This is a genomic window from Streptomyces sp. NPDC005151 (assembly GCF_053599875.1).
The window spans coordinates 101,631-123,635 of sequence record NZ_JBSFYR010000014.1 but is presented as its reverse complement, the minus strand read 5'-3'; the positions used below and the strand labels follow the sequence as shown (position 1 = coordinate 123,635).

Here is a 22,005-nt window from a genome sequence, read left to right as displayed (position 1 = left end):
CCGTGTCGCCGCCCGGAGGTGAAAGCGGACGACCAGTGCGCCCAAGACCGTTCGGGGCGCGCCAGTGCGCGGACTCACTTCCGCTCACTGCCAAGAAACGGTTCGTACGACACGCGGGGTCCGTACGACAGTGGTGCACGGCTTGCGCGCCACCCGTGACTACGACAGTGGTTCACGGGTGGCGCGTCGCCGTGACCCCGACAGGGTTACGGCTTGCGCGCCACCGCGACGTAGATGTTGATGTCCTCTTCGGTCGCCTCGCCGATGCTCACGTACCGGAACCGCTCCAGGTCGTCGAGGCGCTCCACATACTCCGGCTCCGGCAGCGGGGCCTCGGTCGCGTCGGCCGCGTGATCGGGACGCCAGCGGTGGGACGGGACGATGCCGGGCTCCAGCTGCTCAAGTCCGTTGTCCGTCAGGAACCGCTCGATCGCGGTGCGTGGGCGCAGCACGAAGGAGAGCCCCCGCTTCCGGAGCGTCTCCGCGACCTTGTTGATCGGCACCGGGTTCATGTCCGCGCTGAGGTGGCTCAGGACGAGGTAGCTGCCGGACGGCAGGGCGTCGACAAGGCGCTCGACGATTCCGTATGCCTCGTCGTCCTCGATGAAGTGCAGGATCGCGGCGAGGACGAGCGCCACCGGCCGGTCGAAGTCGAGGGTCCGCCGGGCGGCTTCGAGGATCTTGGCCGGGTCGCGGAGATCGGCCTCGATGTAGTCGGTCCGGCCCTCGGCGCCGCTGGTGAGCAGGGCCTGTGCGTGGACGAGGACGATCGGGTCGTTGTCCACGTAGACCACCCGTGACTCCGGGGCGATGGCCTGGGCGATCTGGTGCACGTTCTGTTGGGTCGGCAGCCCGGTGCCGATGTCAAGGAACTGGCGGATGCCCGCCCCGACGGCCAGCGCGGTCACGGCCCGACGGATGAAGTCCCGGTTGTGCCGGACATCGAGATGGCTCCGCGGATTGGCCTTGCTCGCCATGGCGGCGGCCTCGCGGTCGGCCGGGTAGTTGTCCTTGCCTCCGAGAAAAACGTCATACACCCGGGCCGGATGCGCCTTCGTCGTATCGATGCGCTTCCTGAGCTCGGCGGAGTCGGCGGCGAGTGCGTCGGTGCTCATATGACCGTCCTCGTAAGGCTGTTGATGCGTATGGGGCGCGCATCCGATGTGATCGGCTGTGATCGACTTCAACCTAGACCAGGGAGCCGGGCGCGGGCGAGGCACTTCCCGGCCTCCTTGCGACTCCGCCCGGTGTCGGTGTGCCCGGTTAGCCTCTGTGGGGTGTCCTCACGTATCACCGACCCCGAGCAGCTCAAGGAGCTCCTCGGGATCCCCTTCACTCCGGAGCAGACGGCCTGCATCACCGCGCCGCCCGCCCCGCAGGTGATCGTGGCCGGAGCCGGGTCGGGGAAGACCACGGTGATGGCGGCGCGCGTGGTGTGGCTGGTGGGGACCGGGCAGGTCGCCCCGGAGCAGGTACTCGGGCTCACCTTCACGAACAAGGCGGCGGGCGAGCTCGCCGCGCGCGTCCGCAAGGCACTCGTCGCCGCCGGGGTCACCGACCCGGACGCCATCGACCCGGACAACCCGCCGGGCGAGCCCAGCATCTCCACGTACCACGCCTTCGCCGGACGGCTCCTCACCGGGCACGGGCTGCGCATAGGACTCGAACCCACCACCCGCCTCCTCGCCGACGCCACCCGCTACCAGCTCGCCGCCCGAGTGCTGCGCGAGGCCCCGGGCCCGTACCCGGCACTGACCAGGTCGTTCCCCACCCTCGTCAGCGATCTGCTGGCACTCGACGCCGAGCTGGCCGAGCATCTCGTACGCCCCGAGCAGCTCGCGGAGTACGACACCGAGCTCCTCCGTGCCCTCGCAGCGGCCCGGCTCACCAACGCCGAGCTGCGCAAGATCCCGGAGACCGCCGAGGCCCGCCGCGAACTCCTCTCACTGACCCGGCGCTACCGCGACGCCAAGCGCAGCCGCGACCTCCTCGACTTCGGCGACCAGATCGCACTCTCCGCCGAGCTGGCCCTCACCCGCCCCGAGGTCGGCGCGATCCTGCGCGACGAGTACCGGGTCGTCCTGCTCGACGAGTACCAGGACACCTCCGTCGCCCAGCGGCTGCTCCTCTCCGCTCTCTTCGGCAGCGGCCCCGACGGCACCGCGTCCGGTCACGCAGTCACCGCCGTCGGCGACCCCTGCCAGGCGATCTACGGCTGGCGTGGCGCCTCCGTCGCCAACCTCGACGACTTCCCGCACCACTTCCCGCACGCCGACGGCGCCCCCGCCACCCGGTACTCCCTCAGCGAGAACCGCCGCAGCGGCGGCCGCCTGCTGCACCTCGCCAACGGGCTCGCCGAGCCGCTGCGCGCCATGCACGAGGGCGTCGAAGCGCTGCGCCCCGCCCCGGGCGCCGAACGCGACGGCATCGTCCGCTGCGCCCTGCTGCGCACCCACACCGAAGAGATCGACTGGCTCGCCGACTCGATCGCCCATCTCGTACGGACCGGGAAGGAACCCGGCGAGATCGCCGTGCTGTGCCGCACGGCAGGTGACTTCCCGGAGATCCAGGCCGCGCTCGTCGCCCGCGACATCCCCGTCGAGGTCGTCGGCCTCTCGGGGCTGCTGCACCTGCCCGAGGTCGCCGACCTCGTCGCCGTCTGCGAAGTCCTCCAGGACCCCGGCGCCAACGCCTCCCTGGTCCGGCTGCTCACCGGGCCCCGCTGGCGGATCGGCCCCCGCGACCTGGCCCTCCTCGGCCGCCGCGCCCGCCTCCTCGTCCACCGCGCGGCTCACGCGGACGACGACTTCGATCCCGACCGCCGGCTCGCCGAGGCGGTCGAAGGCATCGACCCGGCCGAGGTGATCTCGCTCGCCGACGCCCTCGACACCTTCCTCGAATCGAGCGGTACGGAGGACGACGGGCTGCCGTTCTCCGCCGAGGCACGCGTCCGCTTCGCCCGCCTCGCCACCGAGCTGCGCGAGCTGCGCCGCTCGCTGGCCGACCCGCTCATGGACGTCCTGCACCGGGTCCTCGCCACCACCGGTCTCGAAGTGGAGCTCTCCGCGTCGCCGCACGCGCTGGCCGCCCGCCGCCGCGAGACCCTCGCCAACTTCCTGGACGTCGCGGCCCGCTTCGCCGCAGTCGACGGCGAGGCCACGCTGCTGGCCTTCCTCGGCTTCCTGCGCACGGCTGTCCAGTACGAGAAGGGCCTGGACAACGCACTGCCCGGCGGCGAGAACACCGTCAAGGTCCTCACCGCCCACAAGTCCAAGGGCCTGGAGTGGGACGTCGTCGCCGTGCCCGGCCTGGTCACCGGACAGTTCCCCAGCGACCGGTCCCGTGACGCCTGGACCTCCCAGTCCAAGGTCCTTCCGCACGCCCTGCGCGGCGACGCACCCACCCTGCCCGTCATCCACTCCTGGGACGCCAAGGGGCTGGGGGGCTTCAAGCAGGAGATGAAGGAGCACCAGCACACCGAGGAACTCCGGCTCGGCTACGTCACCTTCACCCGGCCGCGCAGCCTGCTGCTCGGCTCCGGCCACTGGTGGGGGCCGTCCCAGAAGAAGCCGCGCGGCCCGTCGGACTTCCTGCAGGCGCTGTACGAGCACTGCGCGGCCGGACACGGCGAGATCGAGGCATGGGCTGACGAGCCGGCCGAGGACGAGGAGAACCCGGCCCTCGCGGAGGCGGCCGCCGACCACGCTTGGCCGCTCCCGCTGGACGACACGGCGCTGGCCCGCCGCCGGGCGGCCGCGGAGACGGTGCTGGCCCACCTGGAGACACTGGCGGGGGAGTCGGCGGCGGGTGCGGCGCCGGGGGCGTACCCCGTGGCACCGGACGACCAGCGGTATGCCGATGACGAGCCGTACCCGGACGACGAGCCGTACCCGGACGACGAGGCGTACCGGGACGACGAGGCGTACCCGGACGTGGCCGCGGACGACGAGGTGTACCCGGACGACGTGGCCGCGGACTGGGACTCCCTGTCGAGCGAACCTCCCGCGGAGCCCGCCCCCACGTCATCGGCCCCTGGCATCCCCGCCCCTCACGTCCCCGCCGCCCGCACCCCCTCACGGCTCACCCCGGAGGAGACCCGCACCCTTGCCTCCTGGGACCGCGACCTCGATGCGCTCGCCGGTGAGCTGCGCCGCGCCCGCGCCACCGTGCGCGAGGTCCTCGTGCCCGCCTCGCTCTCCGCCACGCAGCTGCTGAGGCTCGCCGACGACCCCGACGGCTTCGCCCAGGAGCTGGCCCGACCCATGCCGCGGCCGCCCGCGCCCGCGGCCCGCCGGGGCACCAGATTCCACGCCTGGGTGGAGGCCCGCTTCGAGGAGCTGCCGCTGCCCATGCTCGGCCCCGACGAGCTGCCCGGCGGCGACGGGAGCGACACCGACATCGCGGACGAGGCCGACCTCGCCGCGCTCAAGGAGGCCTTCGAGCGCACCCCGTACGCCCACCGCACCCCGTACCGCGTCGAGACACCGTTCCAGATCACGCTCGCGGGCCGCGTGGTCCGGGGCCGGATCGACGCCGTGTACCGCACGGAAGGTGCGGACGGGGTCACCTACGAGATCGTCGACTGGAAGACGACCCGTCACACCCCCCACGGCCACGAAGACACCTCGGCCGTCCGCACGGCCGACCCGCTGCAGCTGGCCGTCTACCGCCTCGCCTGGGCCGAACTGCACGACGTACCGCTCGACTCCGTCACCACCACGTTCCTGTTCGTCCGCACCGGAGAGGCCGTCCACCCCACCGATCTCCCCGGCCGGGCCGAGCTCGAAAAAATCCTGTGGGACGAGCCACCTCCCGCAGGCCGATAGGCTCAAGACCATGAGCGACACCCCGGACAGCGCCGTCCGTACGTACATCGAACAGCACCGCACAGCCTTCCTCGACGACCTTGCCGAGTGGCTGCGCATCCCCTCCGTATCCGCCCAGCCGGAGCACGAGGGAGACGTACGGCGCAGCGCCGAGTGGCTGTCCGTCAAGCTCAAGGAGACCGGCTTCCCGGTCGCGGAGGTCTGGGAGACGCCGGGCGCCCCCGCCGTCTTCGCCGAGTGGCCCTCCGAGGACCCGGACGCCCCGACCGTCCTCGTCTACGGCCACCACGATGTGCAGCCCGCCGCCCGGGAGGACGGCTGGGACACCGACCCGTTCGAACCGGTGATCCGGGACGGCCGGATGTACGGGCGCGGCGCCGCCGACGACAAGGGCCAGGTGTTCTTCCACACTCTCGGCGTCCGGGCCCACCTCGCCGCCACCGGCCGCACCACCCCTGCCGTCCACCTCAAGCTCCTCGTCGAGGGCGAGGAGGAGTCCGGCTCCCCGCACTTCCGCGCCCTGGTCGAGCAGCAGGCCGCGCGCCTCGCCGCCGACGCCGTGATCGTCTCCGACACCGGCATGTGGGACGAGACGACCCCGACGGTCTGCACCGGCATGCGCGGTCTCGCCGAGTGCGAGATCGAGCTCCACGGCCCCGAGCAGGACATCCACTCCGGATCGTTCGGCGGCGCCGTCCCCAACCCGGCGACCGCTGTGGCCCGCCTCGTCGCCGCCCTGCACGACGCGGACGGACGGGTCGCGATCCCCGGTTTCTACGACGGCGTGACGGAACTCACCGACACCGAGCGCGCCCTCTTCGCCGAGCTCCCCTTCGACGAGGCCGGCTGGCTGCGTACCGCCAAGTCGCAGGCCGCGACGGGCGAGGCCGGCTACTCCACGCTGGAGCGCATCTGGGCGCGCCCCACGGCCGAGGTCAACGGCATCGGTGGCGGCTACCAGGGCGCCGGGAGCAAGACCATCATTCCGTCCTCCGCCCTCGTGAAGATCAGCTTCCGGCTGGTCGCGGGCCAGGACCCCGACCACGTCCAACAGGCCGTCCGGGCGTGGGCGCAGGCGCAGTTCCCGGCCGGCATCCGCCACCGGATCACCTTCGCCCCCGCCACCCGCCCGTGCCTGACCCCGCTGGACCACCCCGCCCTGCAGGCCGTGGCCCGCGCCATGGGACGGGCCTTCGGCCAGAAGATCCTCTTCACCCGCGAAGGAGGCTCGGGGCCCGCCGCCGACCTGCAGGACGTGCTCGGCGCCCCCGTCCTCTTCCTGGGCATCTCCGTACCGTCCGACGGCTGGCACGCCCCCAACGAGAAGGTGGAGCTGGAACTCCTGCTCAAGGGCGTGCAGACGACCGCCCACCTCTGGGGCGAACTGTCCGCCGCACTCCGCTGAATCCTCTGAACACCCGATCCGTCCCGGGGGAGTAGGAAGCACCTGTGAGCACCTTCGACAACGCCACCACAGACCGGCCCATCGGTCTCACCGCGCCCAGCGGCATCGACCGCGCCGCGCACCACCGCCTCGACGAGGCCTGGCTCTCCGCCGCCTGGAGCCACCCGACCACCCGGGTCTTCGTGGTCTCCGGCGGGCAGGTGCTGATCGACGACACCGCCGACGGCGGCACGGAGATCGTCATGACCCCGGCCTTCGAGGCCCCGGTCACCGAGACCCACCGCTACTTCCTCGGCACCGACGAGGACGGCGTCAGCTACTTCGCGCTCCAGAAGGACTCGCTGCCCGGCCGCATGGACCAGCCGGCCCGCCCGGCCGGGCTGCGCGAGGCCGGACTGCTCCTCGGCCCGCGCGACGCGGGGCTGATGGCGCACGCGGTGGCGCTGGAGAACTGGCAGCGGCTGCACCGCTTCTGCTCCCGCTGCGGCGAACGCACCGTCATCGCAGCTGCCGGCCACATCCGCCGCTGCCAGGCCTGCGGCGCCGAGCACTACCCGCGCACCGACCCGGCGGTGATCATGCTGGTGACGGACGACCAGGACCGCGCCCTGCTGGGCCGTCAGGTGCACTGGCCGGAGGGCAGGTTCTCGACGCTCGCGGGCTTCGTCGAGCCCGGGGAGTCGATCGAGCAGTCCGTCGCCCGCGAGGTGTTCGAGGAGGCGGGTGTCACGGTCGGTGAGGTCGAGTACATCGCCAGCCAGCCCTGGCCCTTCCCGTCCAGCCTGATGCTGGGCTTCATGGCGCGGGCCACGTCGTCGGAGATCAACGTCGACGGCGAGGAGATCGAGGAGGCGCGCTGGTTCTCCCGCGAGGACCTGACGGCGGCCTTCGAATCGGGCGAGATCCTGCCCCCGTTCGGCATCTCGATCGCGGCCCGTCTGATCGAGCTCTGGTATGGCAAGCCGCTCCCGAAGCCGGGCAGCGTCGGCTGACACACGGTGCGGGGCGGGCGACGGGGCACGCACGGCCGGGTCGTCCGCCCACCACTGCCGCCCGGTTCCTCCCCCAGGACGCTCCTGTCCGTTAATCTGGCCCTGGGCCGTGACTGGCGCTGAGGTGGAGCACCACCGGGGAGCGGTCCGACGGAAACACTCGACAACCGTCGATGCCGTGCGCCTGGGCGATTCATCGTGATCCTCGTGATCCTTGTGACGCTCAGGAGTGAAGCGTGGCCCAGACACAGACAGCCCGTCCGATGGACGGCACCGCCCTCGCCCGCCGCATCATCGAGACCAGCTCCGCGACGGCGGCGGAACTCCGGCTGCGCACCGGGAAGGCACCCTGCCTGGCGACCGTGCTGGTCGGCGACGACCCGGCGTCCGTGACCTACGTCCGGATGAAGCGCCGCCGCTGCGAAAGCGCGGGCATCGCGTCACGGCACGTGGCCCTTCCCGCCACCTCCACCACACAGGACGTGGTCGATGCGGTCACCGCACTGTCGAACGACCCCGATGTGCACGGCATCCTGCTGCAGCATCCCGTGGGTCCCCACATCGACGAGCGCGCCGCCTTCGAGGCGATCGACCCGGCCAAGGACGTCGACGGGGTCACCATGCACTCGTTCGCGGCGATGAGTTTCGGCCTTCCCGGCTTCGTCTCCTGCACACCCGGCGGCATCATGCGCCTGCTCGACGAGTACGAGGTCGACCTCGCGGGAAAACACGCGGTCGTCGTGGGCCGCAGCGCCATCCTGGGCAAGCCCGCCGGGATGCTGCTGCTCGGCCAGGACGCCACCGTGACGTACTGCCACTCACGGACGGCCGACCTCCCGTCGATCGTGCAGCAGGCGGACGTGTTGCTGGCCGCGGTCGGCAAGCCGCGCTTCATCGCCGGTGCGGACATCAAGCCGGGTGCGGTGGTGCTCGACGCCGGATACAACGACGGCAACGTCGGCGATGTCGACTTCGAGACCGCGGCCGAGCGGGCACGGCTGATCACCCCGGTCCCGGGCGGCGTCGGACCGATGACCATCGCGGTCCTTCTCGAACAGACAGTGGCCGCGGCCGCCCTGCAGCTCGGGGCCGCGGCGTGAGCTGACGCCCGGTTGCCCGGCACGGAAACGCCTGCCGGCTCGCGGGCACGGAAACGCCCGCCGCCTTCCGGCGGACCGGAAGGCGGCGGGCGTGTCTGCAGGCGCGTACGCGCGGGCGTGCTGCCGCGAGGTGCGGGAATCGCTCGCTCAGACGCCGAGAGGGGGCGCACCGCGCGGGAGCGTCAGACCGCGAGGGCCTGCTTCACCTGGGCCAGGCTCGGGTTCGTCATCACGATGTTCTCGCCACCGTTGGGGGGAACTACCAGCACGGTCGGGACGGTCTGGTTGCCTCCGTTGGCCTTCTCGACGAAGGCCGCGGACGCCGGGTCATGCTCGATGTTGATCTCGTTGTACGTGATGCCCTCGCGGTCCATCTGGCCCTTGAGCCGACGGCAGTAGCCGCACCACGTGGTGCTGTACATCGTCACAGTGCCCGGCATGTTTTCGCGCTCCTCTGTCTTGTTCGTCTCACTCACGACTGCGGAAAAGCCGCCCATGCGCATCCCCGCAGGGAGTGGAACGCACGTGACCTGGTCACCATTCCCGCCGCCGACCCCGCATTAGTACGACGGATGCCGCTCCCCTGTGGACAACTTCCGCGTCCGCCTCTCCCGACCTGGCAGCATGGCGGGGTGACAGCAGCAACGCATTCCTCTCTTTTCCCGCAGGTCCCCGAGTCGGCGGACGCCGTGCTCGACGGGCTGGACCCCGAGCAGCGCGAGGTCGCCCTGGCCCTGCACGGCCCGGTGTGCGTGCTGGCCGGAGCCGGTACGGGCAAGACGCGAGCGATCACGCACCGCATCGCGTACGGGGTGCGCGCCGGAATACTCCAGCCGACCAGTGTGCTGGCCGTCACGTTCACCAACCGGGCCGCGGGCGAGATGCGGGGCCGGCTCCGCCAGCTCGGCGCAGCCGGGGTGCAGGCGCGGACCTTCCACTCCGCCGCCCTGCGCCAGCTCCAGTACTTCTGGCCGAAAGCAGTCGGTGGCGAGCTGCCGAGGCTGGTGGAACGCAAGGTCCAGCTGGTCGCCGAGGCCGCCGCCCGCTGCCGCATCCGGCTCGACCGCAACGAGCTGCGGGACGTCACCAGCGAGATCGAGTGGGCGAAGGTCACCCAGACCGTGCCCGGCGACTATCCGGCCGTGGTCGCCAAGTCCCAGCGCGACGCCCCGCGCGACACCGCTGAGATCTCCCAGATCTACGCGATGTACGAGCAGCTGAAGCGCGACCGCTCGGTGATCGACTTCGAGGACGTGCTGCTCCTCACCATCGCCATCCTCCAGGACCGTCATGACATCGCCGACCATGTCCGCCGCCAGTACCAGCACTTCGTGGTCGACGAGTACCAGGACGTCAGCCCGCTCCAGCAGCGCCTGCTCGACCTCTGGCTGGGCGACCGGGACAACCTGTGCGTCGTCGGGGACGCCAGCCAGACGATCTACTCCTTCACCGGGGCCACCCCCGAGCACCTGCTGAGCTTCCGCACCCGCCACCCGAACGCGACCGTGGTCAAGCTGGTCAGGGACTACCGCTCCACGCCCCAGGTGGTCCACCTGGCCAACGGCCTGCTCGGCCAGGCCCGTGGCCGCGCCGCCGAGCACCGGCTCGAACTCGTCTCGCAGCGGGAGAAGGGTCCCGAGCCGGCCTACACGGAGTACGGGGACGAGCCCGCGGAGGCGGAGGGCACCGCCCGCCGGATCCGCGATCTGATCGCCGCCGGCGTCCCGGCCGGGGAGATCGCCGTGCTCTACCGGGTCAACTCCCAGTCCGAGGTCTACGAGCAGGCCCTCTCCGACGCGGGCGTGCCCTACCAGCTGCGCGGCGCGGAGCGCTTCTTCGAGCGCGCGGAGGTGCGGGAAGCGGGCGTCGCCCTGCGCGGCGCGGCGCGCGCCGGGGGGAACGACTCCTTGCTCGACGACGCGGAGGGGCTGCCCTCCCAGGTGCGGGCCGTGCTCTCCACCAAGGGGTGGACCACGGAGCCGCCCGCGGGCTCCGGCGCGATGCGCGACCGCTGGGAGTCCCTCGCCGCGCTGGTCCGGCTGGCCGAGGACCTCGAACAGGCCAAGCCGGGGGCGACGCTCTCCGATCTGGTGGCGGAGCTGGACGAGCGGGCTGCCGCCCAGCACGCCCCGGCGGTCCAGGGAGTCACGCTGGCCTCGCTGCACTCGGCGAAGGGCCTGGAGTGGGACGCCGTGTTCCTGGTCGGGCTGACCGAGGGCATGATGCCGATCACGTACGCAAGGACGGATGAGCAGATCGAGGAGGAGCGCCGCCTGCTGTACGTCGGTGTCACCCGGGCGCGCTTCCATCTCTCGCTGTCATGGTCGCTGTCCCGGTCGCCGGGCAGCCGCGGCGGGCGGCACCCGAGCCGCTTCCTGAACGGAGTGCGTCCCGGCTCGGCGGCGCTCGGCGGGCGTGGCACGGTCGGCGGCGGAGGCATCGAGCGCCTCGCGGTGATCAAGCGCAGGCGTCGTGGCCCCGCGCTGTGCCGGGTCTGCGGCAAGACACTCACCGACGCCGGCGAGATGAAGCTGATGCGCTGTGAGGACTGCCCCTCCGACATGGACGAGGCGCTGTACGAGCGGCTGCGCGACTGGCGGGCGGACCGGGCGAAGGAGATCGGCCAGCCCGCCTACTGCGTGTTCACGGACAAGACGCTGATGGCGATCGCGGAGGCGGTGCCGGGCAGCGAGGGCGAACTGGCGGGAATCTCCGGGGTCGGTGTCCGGAAGATGGACCGGTTCGGAGCCGCCGTGCTGGCCATCTGTGCAGGTGAGGACCCGGTCGAGGGGCTTGGAGGCGACGACGAGGAGGTGTGAGAAAAACTCGTCGAAAAAATAGTTTGCGCCCGCCCCAGTCATCACCATAGGTTCTTAACCACGGGAACAGCGACTTCTCTGAAGCCCTGATCCTGTGCTGTACTTATCCGAATACGCAGGACCGGCCCGCCGGTCCACCGAGACGCCGAGAGGAGGCGATTGTCGTGATCAGCATCATCGAGACCAACAAAATGACCGATCCGTCGGTCGTCTCCGCCTGCTCGCTCGGCCTCGCCTGCTCTTCGGAATTTTCGCTTCGTGGCACCGGTCTGTCCGGCATTTCCGCCGTCAGCCCGCTGTCCCTGGCGAGCCTCCCCGTGCGGGAGCGCAATGAGCGACCGACCCAGGCACCGACGGCAGCAGTAGCGAAGGGACAGGCCAAGGCGGCCTATGCCTTTGCGGCAGTCGGTGCCGGAGCCGAGCAGCAGACGACGCACCACCACATGATGTGGGCCTTCCGTGGGCCTGAACCCTGGAGTGATCCAGCCTGATCCACCATCAGGCCGGCGCCTTCAGGGCCGCGGAACCCCACTCGGGATCCGCGGCCCTTTTGTTTTGTCCCAACGGACGACACAGCGAGAAGGCGCCTCGGGACAAGCAGTACCCGGTACCAGCAGCCACCCGGCCGACCGGCCGGAACAACCAGACGAGGACACCACCACCGTGCAACTCAAAGCGCACGCCCCGTCCGTACCGCCTTCCGAAACGATCCCCCCGCCCGGCCTCACGGAGGACTCCACCTTGATCCCCCTCACCGCGCTCACCGCGCTCGACGACGCCATCGAGAACCTCGGCGTGCCCGTCCCCTGCCGTTCCTACGACCCGGAGGTCTTCTTCGCCGAGTCGCCGGCCGATGTCGAGTACGCCAAGTCGCTCTGCCGCACCTGCCCGCTCGTCGAGGCCTGCCTCGCCGGCGCCAAGGAGCGCCGCGAGCCGTGGGGCGTCTGGGGTGGCGAGCTCTTCATCCAGGGCGTCGTCGTCGCTCGCAAGCGGCCGCGTGGCCGTCCGCGCAAGAACCCGGTCGCGGCGTGACCGCCGGCCTGGGAGCCACGGCTCCCAAACCCATGAAGCGCATCGGAACCATCGATCGTCCCCGGACCCACGACCCTCGAAATCAGGCACCAATGACCGTCCCCACGAATGAGCCCATCGGCTCCGCGACACCGAACGTCACGATCATCGGCGCGAACGACTCGCGTCAGAACAGGACCCGCGAGATGCAACTCATCCCAGAAGCCCTGGCGCGTGCGCATATGCACGACCGCCTGAGGGAAGCCGACGCGGAGCGCCGGGCCGTGCGCCTGGTCACCGCTCGGCGGATGCAGCGCCGGGCGGAGCGCGTTTCGATGCGCGCCCGCCGTGCGCTGGCCATGGCGGTCATGCACTAGCCAGGCCGGAAACCGCAGCACCCGCTGCCGGGCGCCGCTCCGCCCGGCAGCAGCCAGTACCCCCCCTTGTCAGTACCCCTTCCGCGGGGCCGGTCCGAACGGACCGGCCCCGCGGCCGTGCTGTGTGGTGCCGTGCCGCGCAGCGGGGACGGAGTTATCGTCACGGGGTGGACGAGGAGACTCATCACCCCGCGCACCCGGGTGCCGAGATCGTGGTGTGCACCCTGTGCGGCACCACCGCCGACAGCGCGTACGCTCCGCCGAGCTGGATCTGCTCCGTGGAGAACGGCAGGCGCCAGTACTTCTGCGACGACTGCGCCCGCACTCACATCAGGGCGATCGAGGGCCGCCTCGATTCGGCCTGGTGGTGACCTGCCCTTTGGCGCCGAGGCCCGTGCCGGCGCCGCGGTCGGGGTCGGCGGGGACGGTCCTGGACACCGTGCCGGATCCTAGTGCCCCTCCCGGCAAGCTTTGCCCCGTCGCGCCGCCCAGCACGCCCGCTCGTCACGTTGGCCAAAAGCCCTGGTAGCTCCTTCCCCAAACTCTCAACTTCGTTCGAGCAGGGGAGACCCCACTGGGGGACTTCCGGCCGCCTTGCGATCGCGCGCACCGGACGACGCTCCTCATGGGGCAAACATTGCCGGTCACGGCACTAGGCCGGCCGGTTGTCGAGCAGTTCGTCCTAGGTCAGCTCCTGGCCGGTCAGTTCCTGGTCCGGGAATCCAGATCCCGGCTCTGCTGATCGGGCAAATCCTCGATGGGCAGGAACCCCGGGACCCAGGACTCCAGTTCGTCCCGCAGCCGCACCGTCGCACCCAGCTGGCACAGCACCCCGATCGTGCTCAGCGTCACCCGGTGTATCAGCAGATAGGCGGGCGGCAGATTCAGCTGCTTGCCCAGCTGATGGGCGGGGGAGCGGGGGTCCGCTATCCGGGCCGCCTGATTGCGCATCCAGCTCCGGGTGAAGGTGAACTCCTCCACCTGCGCCGGCTCGATGATGGGCAGGAGGTAGTCGAGTACCTCATCCGGGTCGAGGTCGATGGATTCCTTGACGAAGCCCTCCTCGCGCAGCAGTTCGTACACTGCCTCCGCGTCACCCTCCAGCGTCAGCCGCAACGAGTCCCCGATGGGCTGAGGCAGGCCGCCCGGCAGCCGGTCCACCGTGCCGAAGTCCAGCACCCCGAGCCGCCATGGCCCGCTCCCACCGCCTTCCGCCGCCCCGTCCACTTCCCCGCCCCCGGGCAGGAGCCGGAAGTTGCCGGGATGCGGGTCGGCGTGGAGCAGATTCGTGCGCGCCGGACCCGAGAAGAGGAATCGCGCCAGCAGCTGACCCGCCCGGTCCCGTTGTTCCTGGGTGCCCTCCGCGATCACCTCGGACAGCGGGACGCCGTTGATCCACTCCGTCACCAGCACCTGGTCGGACTGGTGCACCACACCGGGAACCACCACATCGGGGTCGTTCGCGAACTCCTCGGCGTGTTCCCGCTGCGACTGCGCCTCCAGTTCGTAGTCCAGCTCCTCCGACACCCGGTCGCGCAGCTCCGCGATGAGCGGCTTGATATCCATTCCGGGGATCAGCGGGCCGAGCAACCGGGCAAAGCGGCTGAGTTGGGTCAGATCCGAGAGCAGGGCCTCCCCGGCGCCCGGATACTGAACCTTCACGGCGACGGCCCGCCCGTCGTGCCAGACCGCCCGGTGCACCTGCCCGATCGACGCGGCGGCCGACGGCTTGTCGTCGAATTCGAGGAACAGCTCCCGCCAGTCCTCACCGAGCCGCTCCGTGAGCACCGCGTGGACGGTACGGGTCGGCATGGGGGGAGCGGCTTCCTGCAGTTTGGTGAGCGCCGCCCGATACGGCCCGGCGACCTCCTCGGGCAGCGCCGACTCGAAGACGGACAGGGCCTGACCGAGCTTCATGGCGCCCCCCTTCAGCTCGCCCAGCGTGCGGAACAGCTGGTCCGCCGTGCGCTGCTGGAGCTCACGGGCCACTATCTCCGCGGACCTGCCGCCGATCCGCTTGCCCAGCCCCCACGTGGCACGGCCGGCGAAGCCGAGTGGCAGTGCGGCCAACTTGGCTGTACGGGTGACCGCTTTCCGGGGAAGATCAGACATACGCCCCTCCAAATCCCAGACTGCCGTGCCGCGTGCGGCGATTACCCGGCCATTGTGTCCTGCGCCGCGCCGAGCCCGAAGGTGCGCTCCCTCCCAGTGTGCCCACCCGCCCCGCAGGAACAGTCGAAGTGTGGCCCGATCCGCTCCGACCGCCAGTCCAACAGCGGCAGGGCGGCTTCGCATCTGGCTCCCGTGCCGGCGGGCAGTTCGCCATCGAGAAACGCCAGTGCCTGGGCCGCCGCGAGACCGGCCACCGCTGTCGCCAGCCCCAGGTCGCACGCCTGTACGGCGCCGCGCCGCCCGGACCGCCACTGCGCAAGCATCCGCGGCCACTGCGGATCCCGATCCGCGCGGTGCAGGTCCAGGCATCCCGCGCAGGCCGTACCGCCGGGCAGTACCAGCGGACCGACCACGCCGGTGGCCTCGATCACCCCGGCATAGAGATGAGGAGTGCCCGAAGCGATCCATGGCTCGGCTGCACGCGGGTCGGGGGCGTACGCCGCGAGACCGTCCCGCGGAGCGACCACGACCAGGGACAGCCCGGGACCACCACGCGACGGGGAGCGGTCCGGACCGGTCGTCCGGGGGGCGGGACCGACAGCGGATCGTCGCACCAACTGCCGGGCGGCGGTGTCCCTGCGCTCACCGACCGCAGTGGCCGGAAGCCCGCCGGGTGCGACGTCCGACTGCTCGGTGACCCCACCGTCCAGGACTTCGACCAGGCCCACACCGGACCCGGACAGCACCGCCGCGATTGCCGCACCGACCCGGCCGGAGCCCCGCACCTGGACCCGCATCGCGCGGCGGGCCGCCAGCCGCCTCAGCCCGCCCCCGGGTTCGGGGTGCACGACCGAGAGCGACGCGAGGTCGGGGCGCTGTCGCTCCAGTACGTCGGCCCGGTTCCGTAACGCATCGGCTTCCGGCCCGCCCGCCCGGACATCGTCGATCAGTCCCGCTTCCGCCAATCGCGCCACCAGCATGTCCACTTGATGGTCCGACAGATCCAGTGCCCTGGCTTCCTCGCGCAGCAGCGGCAGGCCGCGCGTTCCGTCGAGCAGTTCCAGGAAACTGCGCGTGGCGATATCCATCGGCCCCACCTTCACCGCGTGAGCGGGCGTCACCCCGAATTGCACGGTGTTCCTTCCACGCCACGCTCGGCGCAGTGCGGGTTTCAACATCGGATGCATGGCTTCCCCCTGGCCCGTGTTCGTCCTGCTGCTGTCGCTGTTCTGTGCGATCTCTGTGCGATCTCTGTGCGGTCCGGAGTGATCTGCGTGCGCCGGCCGCGGACCGGAGCTTCGCGAGATCCATTGCCAGAATGCAGGCCGGCGCCGAAGCGTGCAGAAAGTTATCCACAGGCATGGGGTATTAGTCGTTCAAATGGTGCATGCCATGGAACGGATCATGCGCGAACCCTCCCGGAGGCGGGACTTCCCGCACTGACAGCGGGTAACGTCGGGGCGTGCCCGCCGACCCGTCACCCGGCTTCGCCGGGGAGACCCCCGCGCGCAGCGCCAAAGACCATCAGCGCAGCGCGGCCAGCCATCCGCCCCGCGTCTCGGTGACGAGCGCGGTCGAGGTCCGCAGGAGCACCCGCCGTAGCAGAACGGTCTCCGCGTACCGGGAGGGCGACCGCACCATCGTGCTGATCCCCGCCAGGATGTCGGAGGCGGAGGAGCGGCGCTGGGTGACCGTGATGCTTGACAGACTCGCGGCCCAGGAGCGCAAGCGCATCCTCGGCGACAGCGAACTCGCCGAGCGTGCCGAGCGGTTGTCCGCCCAGTATTTCGCGGGCCGGGCCAGGCCCGCCTCGGTGCGGTGGGTGACCAACCAGAACACCCGATGGGGGTCCTGCACCCCGGCGGAGGGCAGCATCCGTCTGTCGCACCGTCTGCAGGGTATGCCGGAGTACGTCGTCGACTACGTGCTCATCCACGAGCTGGCGCATCTGCTGGTCCCCGGTCACGGTCCTCGGTTCTGGCGGCTGCTGGAGGCGTATCCGCGTACCGAGCGGGCCCGCGGCTACCTCGAAGGAGTGGTGGCGGCGGACCGGCTGCCTCATCTGCCTGCCGCGCGTGGTGAGTGACGTTCAGTGATTCTGTACCGGGTGTGTACCGACTTAGCTCAATGTCGGAGTTTGCGGTTAGCCTGGCGCGACGCATTCACATTCGGGATGGGGGACGGTCGTTACGCATGGCCAGGGAATTCCAACGCGGCCACAAGGCCAAGATCAGTGATCTCACGCCGGGGACGGATCTGTACGTAGGTGTGCAGATCGCCGGTCCTGGACTGACCTTCGACATCAGCTGCTTCGGCCTCGATGCCCATGAGCAGCTCTCCGACGACCGGTATTTCATCTTCTTCAATCAGCCGAAATCGCCCGAGGAGTCCATTCAGCTCCTCGGCGCCCAGTCCGGTGACACCGAGTCGTTCCGCGTCACTCTGGACCGCATTCCGGCGAACATTCACAAGCTGTCGTTCACCGCGACCGTCGACGGCGCGGGGCAGATGTCGCAGATCGGTCCGGGATACATCCGGATCGTCGCGGGTGGCGAGGAAGTCGTCAGGTACGCCTTCACCGGCTCTGAGTTCACCACCGAGCGCGCGGTGATGCTGGGCGACTTCTACCTGAAGGACGTCTGGCGGTTCGCCGCTGTCGGACAGGGCTTCGACGGCGGCCTCGACGCGCTGCTGAAGAACTTCGGCGGAGAGGTCGCCGAGGAGGCGCCCGCCGCACCGCACCCGCAGGCGGCGGCCCCGTCGTTCGCCCCGCCCGCGCAGGCCCCGGCGCCCGCTCCGTCCTTCGGTGTCCCGGCCGCCCCCCAGGTCCCTCAAGTCCCGCAGCCGGCTCCGTCCTTCGGTGCCCCGGCCGCGCAGGCCCCCACTCCGCAGCAGCAGATGCATGCCGCGCCGACGATCGCGGCGCCGATGGCACCGCAGGGTGGCACCGTCCCGCCGCCCGCGCCCGCCCCCGTTCCCTACGGTCAGCCGGGACAGCCGCCCCAGCAGCCCCAGTTCGGGCAGTTTCCCGGCCAGGCCGTGCCGGCCGCCCCTTACGGTCAGCAGGCCCCGGCTCCGTACGGGCAGCAGCCCCCCGGAATGCAGCCGGGCATGCCCCAGGGTGTGCCGCAGGCCGGCGCCGGTCTGCAGGCCGCGCTCCAGCCGTACAAGGAGACGGCCACCGGCCAGCGTTGGACGCCGCAGAACCAGCAGCTCATGCGGGTCGACCTCACCATGGGCGGTACACCGGTGCTCGCCCGTCAGGGCTCCATGGTGATGTATCAGGGGAAGGTCGACTTCAGCTACAAGGGGGCCGGTTTTGCAGGCCGCATGGTCGGGAATGCGACCGGCCAGGAAATGCAGCTGATGCGCTGTACCGGTCGCGGCCAGGTCTTCCTCGCCGAGGACGGCTCTCATCTGCACTCCATCGAGCTCCAGGGCGACGGCATCTGCGTCTCCGCGGAGAGCGTCCTCGCCTTCGACGAGTCGCTGCAGTACGAGGTCCGCAGGATCGAGGGTCACGGCATCCCCGGTGGCGCCCTGTTCACCATGCAGTTCCAGGGCAGCGGCACGGTCGTCGTCAAGACCCACGGCGTCCCCGTCGTCCTGCCGGTCACGCCGACCACGTTCGCCGACTGCAACGCCGTCGTGGCGTGGTCGTCCGCGTCCCAGGTGATCATCTCCAGCCAGGTCCGGCTGCGCCGCAACGCGTACCCGGGGCACAGCGGAGAGACCGTGAACCTCCAGTTCCGGGGAGCCCCCGGCAACTTCATCGTCGTCCAGCCCTACGAGGTCTGAGGGAGCCCGTCATGAACCAGCAACTCGCGGGCTTCGCCCCGACCCCCGTCACGGCCCGTATGGAGAACCACGGCCATACGATGCTCAAGGTCGCCATGGCCACGGGCCAGGACCTCTACGCACGTACCGGCTCGATGGTGTCCTCCGAGGGCTTCATCCAGTACGAGCCCAACCCGCCGGCCGTCCGGCAGATCGCCTCCCAGTGGATCACTGGCGAGGGTGCACCCCTGATGAAGTGCTCCGGTGACGGGCTGCTCTACCTCGCCGACTACGGCGCGGATGTGGTCGTCATCAATCTCAACAACGACTCCCTCTCGGTCAACGGCACCAACGTCCTGGCCTTCGACGGCCACCTCACCTGGGGCGTGGAGCGGGTCAAGGGGCTGGCGAAGTTCGCCGGCCAGGGCCTGTGGAACGTCTGCATCTCCGGCACCGGCTGGGTCGCGATCACCTCGCGCGGCACGCCGATCGTCGTCGACTGCGGACGCGGCGAGGACGAGACCTATGTCGACCCGGACGCCCTTGTGGCGTGGTCCCCGAACCTCAAGGTGAAGGGCAAGCGCAGCTTCAAGGCCTCCTCGTTGATCGGGCGGGGAAGCGGCGAGGCGTTCCAGATGGCGTTCTCCGGCCAGGGCATCGTCGTCGTCCAGCCGAGCGAGGACAGTACGGACCGCCTGCGGGTCCGGAACTGAGGGGGAGCGAGAACACACCATGCAGAGTCCGCTTTTCAACTACACGGAACAGCAGTCCCAGGACCGGTACACCCTGCAGAACCCGCAGCTCCTGCGGGTCTCGCTGACCGGCCACGACGACGTCCTCGCCCGTAAGGGAGCCATGGTCGCGTACCAGGGGCTGATGGAGTTCGACGGCGAGTACCAGTCGCACGGGCAGCGCCGCGCCCGCGCGAACACCGGTGAGGGCCTCGACCTGATGCGCTGCTCGGGGCAGGGCACCGTCTACCTCGCCAACCTTGCGCAGTACGTCCATGTCGTGGACGTCGACCGGGACGGCATGACGGTGGACAGCGCCTATGTCCTGGCACTCGACTCGTCGTTGCACACCGAGGTCATCGCTGTGGACAGCCAGTACGGCATCTCGGGCACGGGCAAGTACCAGCTCAACATCTCCGGCACCGGCAAGGTCGCCCTGATGACGTCCGGCCAGCCGCTGATGATGCAGGTCACGCCCGACAAGTACGTCAACGTCGACGCCGACGCGATCGTCGCCTGGTCCAGCTCGCTGCGCGTGCAGATGCAGGCACAGACGCACTCCTCGGGAGTCTGGCGGCGGCGCGGCAACACCGGCGAGGGCTGGGAGCTCAGCTTCCTCGGACAGGGCTTCGCCCTGGTCCAGCCGAGCGAGGTGCTGCCCCCGCAGAGCGCCCAGATCGGCCAGGGGGTGCGCGCGCAGTACGGCATGGGCCAGCAGGGAGCGCACGGCCAGAACCAGAACAACGCCTGGAACTGAACCGCGGCGCACGGACACGGGTAAGGGGCGACCTCGTGGGAGGGCGCCCCTCACCCGTTGATGTGCCGGTGCCGAGGGCCGTCGGTACGGCTACCGGCCGCCTTCCAGCGCCGCGCGCGTACGTGCCACCAGCCGCACGACCGAGGTGTCGGCCACCTCGGCCACTTCGTCGTACGCGAACCAGCGCAGATCCAGCGACTCGTCGCTGATCTCTTCCGTCGCGCCCGACGGCGCCAGCGCCGCGTACTGCACATCCAGATGCCAGTGGCAGGGCGCCGGGATCGCATGCCGGTCCAGCACCACCGGGCCGCCCGCCAGCAGCGTCAGACGACTGATGCCGGACTCCTCGGTGGCCTCACGCAGCGCAGCGGCCGCCAGCGTGGCGTCCTCGGGTTCGCAGTGGCCGCCCATCTGGAGCCACATCTGCAGCTTCCGGTGCAGTGTCAGCAGCACCCGTCCGCGCTCCGGATCGACGACCAGCGCGCTGGCCGTCAGATGCCCGGCCCCGCACGCCTTCCACATGCCGTCCGGATGCTGTGCCAGATGGTCGAGATAGGTCTGCCGCAGCTGCTCCTGATCAGCGTCGGCCCGGTCCTCGTACCTCTTCAGTACGAGAACGGCGTCGTCGTACAGGCTCACTGGTCGGTGTCGTCCTTGCCGTCGCTGTCGCCGGTGGCGCCGGTTTCCTCGCCCTTGTCGTCCGCGGGCTTCCGGGGCCCCTTCGCGGCCTCGCCGAGCATCTTGTCCAGCTCGGAGAAGTCCAGCTGCTCGTGGTGCACGAACCCGTCCGGGTCGTCCAGGTCATGCGCGGTCGGCAGCATGTCCGGGTGCTCCCAGAGCGCGTCGCGCCCGTCGAGACCGCGCGCGTCCGTGAGCGACGCCCACAGCCGCGAGGCGTCCCGCAGCCGCCGCGGCCGCAGCTGCAGCCCGATCAGCGTGGCGAACGTCTGCTCGGCCGGGCCGCCGGAGGCACGGCGCCTGCGCATCGTCTCGCGCAGTGCGTCCGCCGAGGTCAGCCGGGACTTCGCGGCCTCGTGGACCACCGCGTCCACCCAGCCCTCGACCAGCGCGAGCGCCGTCTCCAGCCGGGCCAGCGCCGCCTTCTGCTCCGGTGTGTCCTCCGGCTGGAACATGCCCTGCTGAAGGGCGTCCTGAAGCTGCTCGGGCTGCGACGGGTCGAACTGGCCGACCACATCCTCCAGCTTGCTGGTGTCGACCTTGATGCCGCGCGCGTACCCCTCGACAGCGCCGAACAGGTGCGAGCGCAGCCACGGCACATGGGCGAAGAGCCGCTGGTGGGCAGCCTCGCGCAGGGCGAGATAGAGCCGCACCTCGTCCTGCGGCACGCTCAGGTCCTTGCCGAACATCTCGACGTTCAACGGAAGGAGCGCGGCCTTGCCCGCCGGGCCGAGCGGCAGCCCGATATCGGTCGAACCGACCACCTCACCCGCCAGCACACCCACGGCCTGCCCGATCTGCTGACCGAACATCGCACCGCCCATCGATCTCATCATGCCGATCAGCGGGCCGGCCATGGCCTGCATCTCCTCGGGCAGCACATCGCCCATGGCCATGCCGACACGCTCCGCCACCGGGTCGACCAGCTTCTGCCAGGCGGGAAGGGACGCCTCGACCCACTCCGCACGGCTCCACGCCACGGTCGAGACCGCACCGGAGGGCAGCGACGTCACGCCGTCCAGCCAGTGATCCGCCAGGCGCAGCGCCTCGTCGACCGCCGACCGCTCGGACGGGCCGACGCTCGCGTCCTTCGTTCCGTCCGGCGTGCCCTGCGCAACCGTCTGGCGGGCGATCTGCTTGGCCATGTCCCAGTTCACGGGACCGCCCTCGTAGCTCAGCATCTGGCCGAGCTGCTGGAAGGCTGCTCCCAGGTCGTTCGGGTTCATCGTGCCGAACATTGCCGCGAACGGGTTGTCCCCGCCCGCGCCCGGCCCGAAGCCGAACGGGTTCGCCGGCCCGCCCGAACCCTGCCCACCTCCGGTGGGGTCCTTCTTCTTGCCCTCGTCGCCGTTCTCCGGCTCCTCCGGCGGAAGGCCGAATCCGAATGGGGTGTCACTCACGGGTTTCCTCGGCTCGTAGG

At 70.5% G+C, this 22,005-nt stretch carries 19 protein-coding genes and 1 riboswitch; of the genes, 13 read left to right on the top strand and 6 right to left on the bottom strand.

The features are described from left to right. Nucleotides 1–206: 206 nt before the first annotated feature. On the bottom strand, nt 207–1,115 hold the full coding sequence (locus tag ACWD6R_RS11205) for an SAM-dependent methyltransferase (protein WP_451818439.1): 909 nt from the start codon (nt 1,113–1,115) through the stop codon (nt 207–209). A 162-nt stretch (nt 1,116–1,277) separates the two neighbouring features. Between ACWD6R_RS11205 and ACWD6R_RS11200 the strand changes: the two genes are divergently transcribed. The 4 genes from ACWD6R_RS11200 to ACWD6R_RS11185 all read left to right on the top strand — a co-directional run bounded on the left by ACWD6R_RS11200 (nt 1,278) and on the right by ACWD6R_RS11185 (nt 8,323). Next, on the top strand, nt 1,278–4,826 hold the full coding sequence (locus tag ACWD6R_RS11200; protein WP_451818438.1) for an ATP-dependent DNA helicase: 3,549 nt from the start codon (nt 1,278–1,280) through the stop codon (nt 4,824–4,826). A 10-nt stretch (nt 4,827–4,836) separates the two neighbouring features. Continuing rightward, nucleotides 4,837–6,231 carry a dipeptidase gene (locus ACWD6R_RS11195; protein WP_451818437.1) on the top strand — a complete coding sequence of 465 codons (1,395 nt, stop codon included), beginning with the start codon at nt 4,837–4,839 and terminating at the stop codon, nt 6,229–6,231. 44 nt (nt 6,232–6,275) lie between these two features. Next, complete coding sequence (gene nudC / locus ACWD6R_RS11190; protein WP_266981759.1) at nt 6,276–7,223, top strand: NAD(+) diphosphatase; 948 nt, start codon at nt 6,276–6,278, stop codon at nt 7,221–7,223. A gap of 99 nt (nt 7,224–7,322) precedes the next feature. Then, nucleotides 7,323–7,420, top strand: a riboswitch (ZMP/ZTP riboswitch). A gap of 39 nt (nt 7,421–7,459) precedes the next feature. Next, a complete protein-coding gene (locus ACWD6R_RS11185) occupies nt 7,460–8,323 on the top strand; it encodes a bifunctional 5,10-methylenetetrahydrofolate dehydrogenase/5,10-methenyltetrahydrofolate cyclohydrolase (RefSeq protein WP_451818436.1) in 864 nt (287 codons plus the stop codon). 182 nt (nt 8,324–8,505) lie between these two features. Here ACWD6R_RS11185 and ACWD6R_RS11180 read toward each other — a convergent pair whose 3' ends face one another. Then, nucleotides 8,506–8,763 (bottom strand): glutaredoxin domain-containing protein, encoded by a 258-nt coding sequence (locus ACWD6R_RS11180; protein WP_451818435.1) that lies wholly within the window; start codon nt 8,761–8,763, stop codon nt 8,506–8,508. 132 nt (nt 8,764–8,895) lie between these two features. Here ACWD6R_RS11180 and ACWD6R_RS11175 point away from each other — a divergent pair, with 132 nt between their 5' ends. From ACWD6R_RS11175 to ACWD6R_RS11155, 5 genes are all read left to right on the top strand, one after another. Next, a complete protein-coding gene (locus ACWD6R_RS11175; RefSeq protein ID WP_451818434.1) occupies nt 8,896–11,142 on the top strand; it encodes an ATP-dependent DNA helicase UvrD2 in 2,247 nt (748 codons plus the stop codon). Nucleotides 11,143–11,306: 164 nt separating this feature from the next. Then, entirely contained in the window at nt 11,307–11,633 is a 327-nt protein-coding gene (locus tag ACWD6R_RS11170) for a hypothetical protein (RefSeq protein ID WP_451818433.1), read from the top strand. Nucleotides 11,634–11,805: 172 nt separating this feature from the next. Beyond that, the gene (locus ACWD6R_RS11165; protein WP_451818432.1) at nt 11,806–12,174 is read left to right on the top strand and encodes a WhiB family transcriptional regulator; all 369 of its coding nucleotides are present in this window, start codon (nt 11,806–11,808) and stop codon (nt 12,172–12,174) included. A 32-nt stretch (nt 12,175–12,206) separates the two neighbouring features. Then, nucleotides 12,207–12,530, top strand: a complete 324-nt coding sequence (locus ACWD6R_RS11160) for a hypothetical protein (RefSeq protein ID WP_359106212.1) — start codon at nt 12,207–12,209, stop codon at nt 12,528–12,530. 167 nt (nt 12,531–12,697) lie between these two features. Further along, nucleotides 12,698–12,901, top strand: coding sequence for a hypothetical protein (locus ACWD6R_RS11155; protein WP_451818431.1), 204 nt, complete (start codon nt 12,698–12,700; stop codon nt 12,899–12,901). A gap of 331 nt (nt 12,902–13,232) precedes the next feature. Here the strand turns inward: ACWD6R_RS11155 and ACWD6R_RS11150 are convergent, their stop codons facing one another. Both ACWD6R_RS11150 and ACWD6R_RS11145 read right to left on the bottom strand, forming a co-directional pair. Beyond that, nucleotides 13,233–14,642 carry an ABC1 kinase family protein gene (locus tag ACWD6R_RS11150; protein ID WP_451818430.1) on the bottom strand — a complete coding sequence of 470 codons (1,410 nt, stop codon included), beginning with the start codon at nt 14,640–14,642 and terminating at the stop codon, nt 13,233–13,235. 41 nt (nt 14,643–14,683) lie between these two features. Further along, the gene (locus tag ACWD6R_RS11145; protein WP_451818429.1) at nt 14,684–15,829 is read right to left on the bottom strand and encodes a ThiF family adenylyltransferase; all 1,146 of its coding nucleotides are present in this window, start codon (nt 15,827–15,829) and stop codon (nt 14,684–14,686) included. A 275-nt stretch (nt 15,830–16,104) separates the two neighbouring features. On the opposite strand from ACWD6R_RS11145, the gene ACWD6R_RS11140 reads away from it, so the two are divergent. The 4 genes from ACWD6R_RS11140 to ACWD6R_RS11125 all read left to right on the top strand — a co-directional run bounded on the left by ACWD6R_RS11140 (nt 16,105) and on the right by ACWD6R_RS11125 (nt 19,907). After that, nucleotides 16,105–16,728 carry a M48 metallopeptidase family protein gene (locus ACWD6R_RS11140; protein WP_451818428.1) on the top strand — a complete coding sequence of 208 codons (624 nt, stop codon included), beginning with the start codon at nt 16,105–16,107 and terminating at the stop codon, nt 16,726–16,728. A gap of 107 nt (nt 16,729–16,835) precedes the next feature. Then, on the top strand, nt 16,836–18,440 hold the full coding sequence (locus tag ACWD6R_RS11135; protein WP_451818427.1) for a TerD family protein: 1,605 nt from the start codon (nt 16,836–16,838) through the stop codon (nt 18,438–18,440). A gap of 11 nt (nt 18,441–18,451) precedes the next feature. Then, nucleotides 18,452–19,132: an AIM24 family protein gene (locus tag ACWD6R_RS11130; protein WP_451818426.1), complete on the top strand. Its 681-nt coding sequence runs from the start codon at nt 18,452–18,454 to the stop codon at nt 19,130–19,132. A gap of 19 nt (nt 19,133–19,151) precedes the next feature. Beyond that, a complete protein-coding gene (locus tag ACWD6R_RS11125) occupies nt 19,152–19,907 on the top strand; it encodes an AIM24 family protein (RefSeq protein WP_451818425.1) in 756 nt (251 codons plus the stop codon). Nucleotides 19,908–19,997: 90 nt separating this feature from the next. Here the strand turns inward: ACWD6R_RS11125 and ACWD6R_RS11120 are convergent, their stop codons facing one another. Both ACWD6R_RS11120 and ACWD6R_RS11115 read right to left on the bottom strand, forming a co-directional pair. Next, complete coding sequence (locus tag ACWD6R_RS11120; protein WP_451818424.1) at nt 19,998–20,546, bottom strand: NUDIX hydrolase; 549 nt, start codon at nt 20,544–20,546, stop codon at nt 19,998–20,000. Then, nucleotides 20,543–21,985, bottom strand: coding sequence for a zinc-dependent metalloprotease (locus tag ACWD6R_RS11115; protein ID WP_406515211.1), 1,443 nt, complete (start codon nt 21,983–21,985; stop codon nt 20,543–20,545). The genes ACWD6R_RS11120 and ACWD6R_RS11115 overlap by 4 nt, the downstream gene beginning before the upstream one ends. Nucleotides 21,986–22,005 lie beyond the last annotated feature (20 nt).

What these genes read in the sequence shown, in the direction of transcription:
- ACWD6R_RS11205 (WP_451818439.1), bottom strand. Translation starts at nt 1,115, where the DNA reads ATGAGCACCGACGCACTCGCCGCCGACTCCGCCGAGCTCAGGAAGCGC.
- ACWD6R_RS11125 (WP_451818425.1), top strand. Translation starts at nt 19,152, where the DNA reads ATGCAGAGTCCGCTTTTCAACTACACGGAACAGCAGTCCCAGGACCGG.
- ACWD6R_RS11175 (WP_451818434.1), top strand. Translation starts at nt 8,896, where the DNA reads ATGCCGCTCCCCTGTGGACAACTTCCGCGTCCGCCTCTCCCGACCTGG.
- ACWD6R_RS11135 (WP_451818427.1), top strand. Translation starts at nt 16,836, where the DNA reads ATGGCCAGGGAATTCCAACGCGGCCACAAGGCCAAGATCAGTGATCTC.
- ACWD6R_RS11160 (WP_359106212.1), top strand. Translation starts at nt 12,207, where the DNA reads ATGAAGCGCATCGGAACCATCGATCGTCCCCGGACCCACGACCCTCGA.
- ACWD6R_RS11130 (WP_451818426.1), top strand. Translation starts at nt 18,452, where the DNA reads ATGAACCAGCAACTCGCGGGCTTCGCCCCGACCCCCGTCACGGCCCGT.
- ACWD6R_RS11145 (WP_451818429.1), bottom strand. Translation starts at nt 15,829, where the DNA reads ATGCATCCGATGTTGAAACCCGCACTGCGCCGAGCGTGGCGTGGAAGG.
- ACWD6R_RS11180 (WP_451818435.1), bottom strand. Translation starts at nt 8,763, where the DNA reads ATGCCGGGCACTGTGACGATGTACAGCACCACGTGGTGCGGCTACTGC.
- ACWD6R_RS11195 (WP_451818437.1), top strand. Translation starts at nt 4,837, where the DNA reads ATGAGCGACACCCCGGACAGCGCCGTCCGTACGTACATCGAACAGCAC.
- ACWD6R_RS11150 (WP_451818430.1), bottom strand. Translation starts at nt 14,642, where the DNA reads ATGTCTGATCTTCCCCGGAAAGCGGTCACCCGTACAGCCAAGTTGGCC.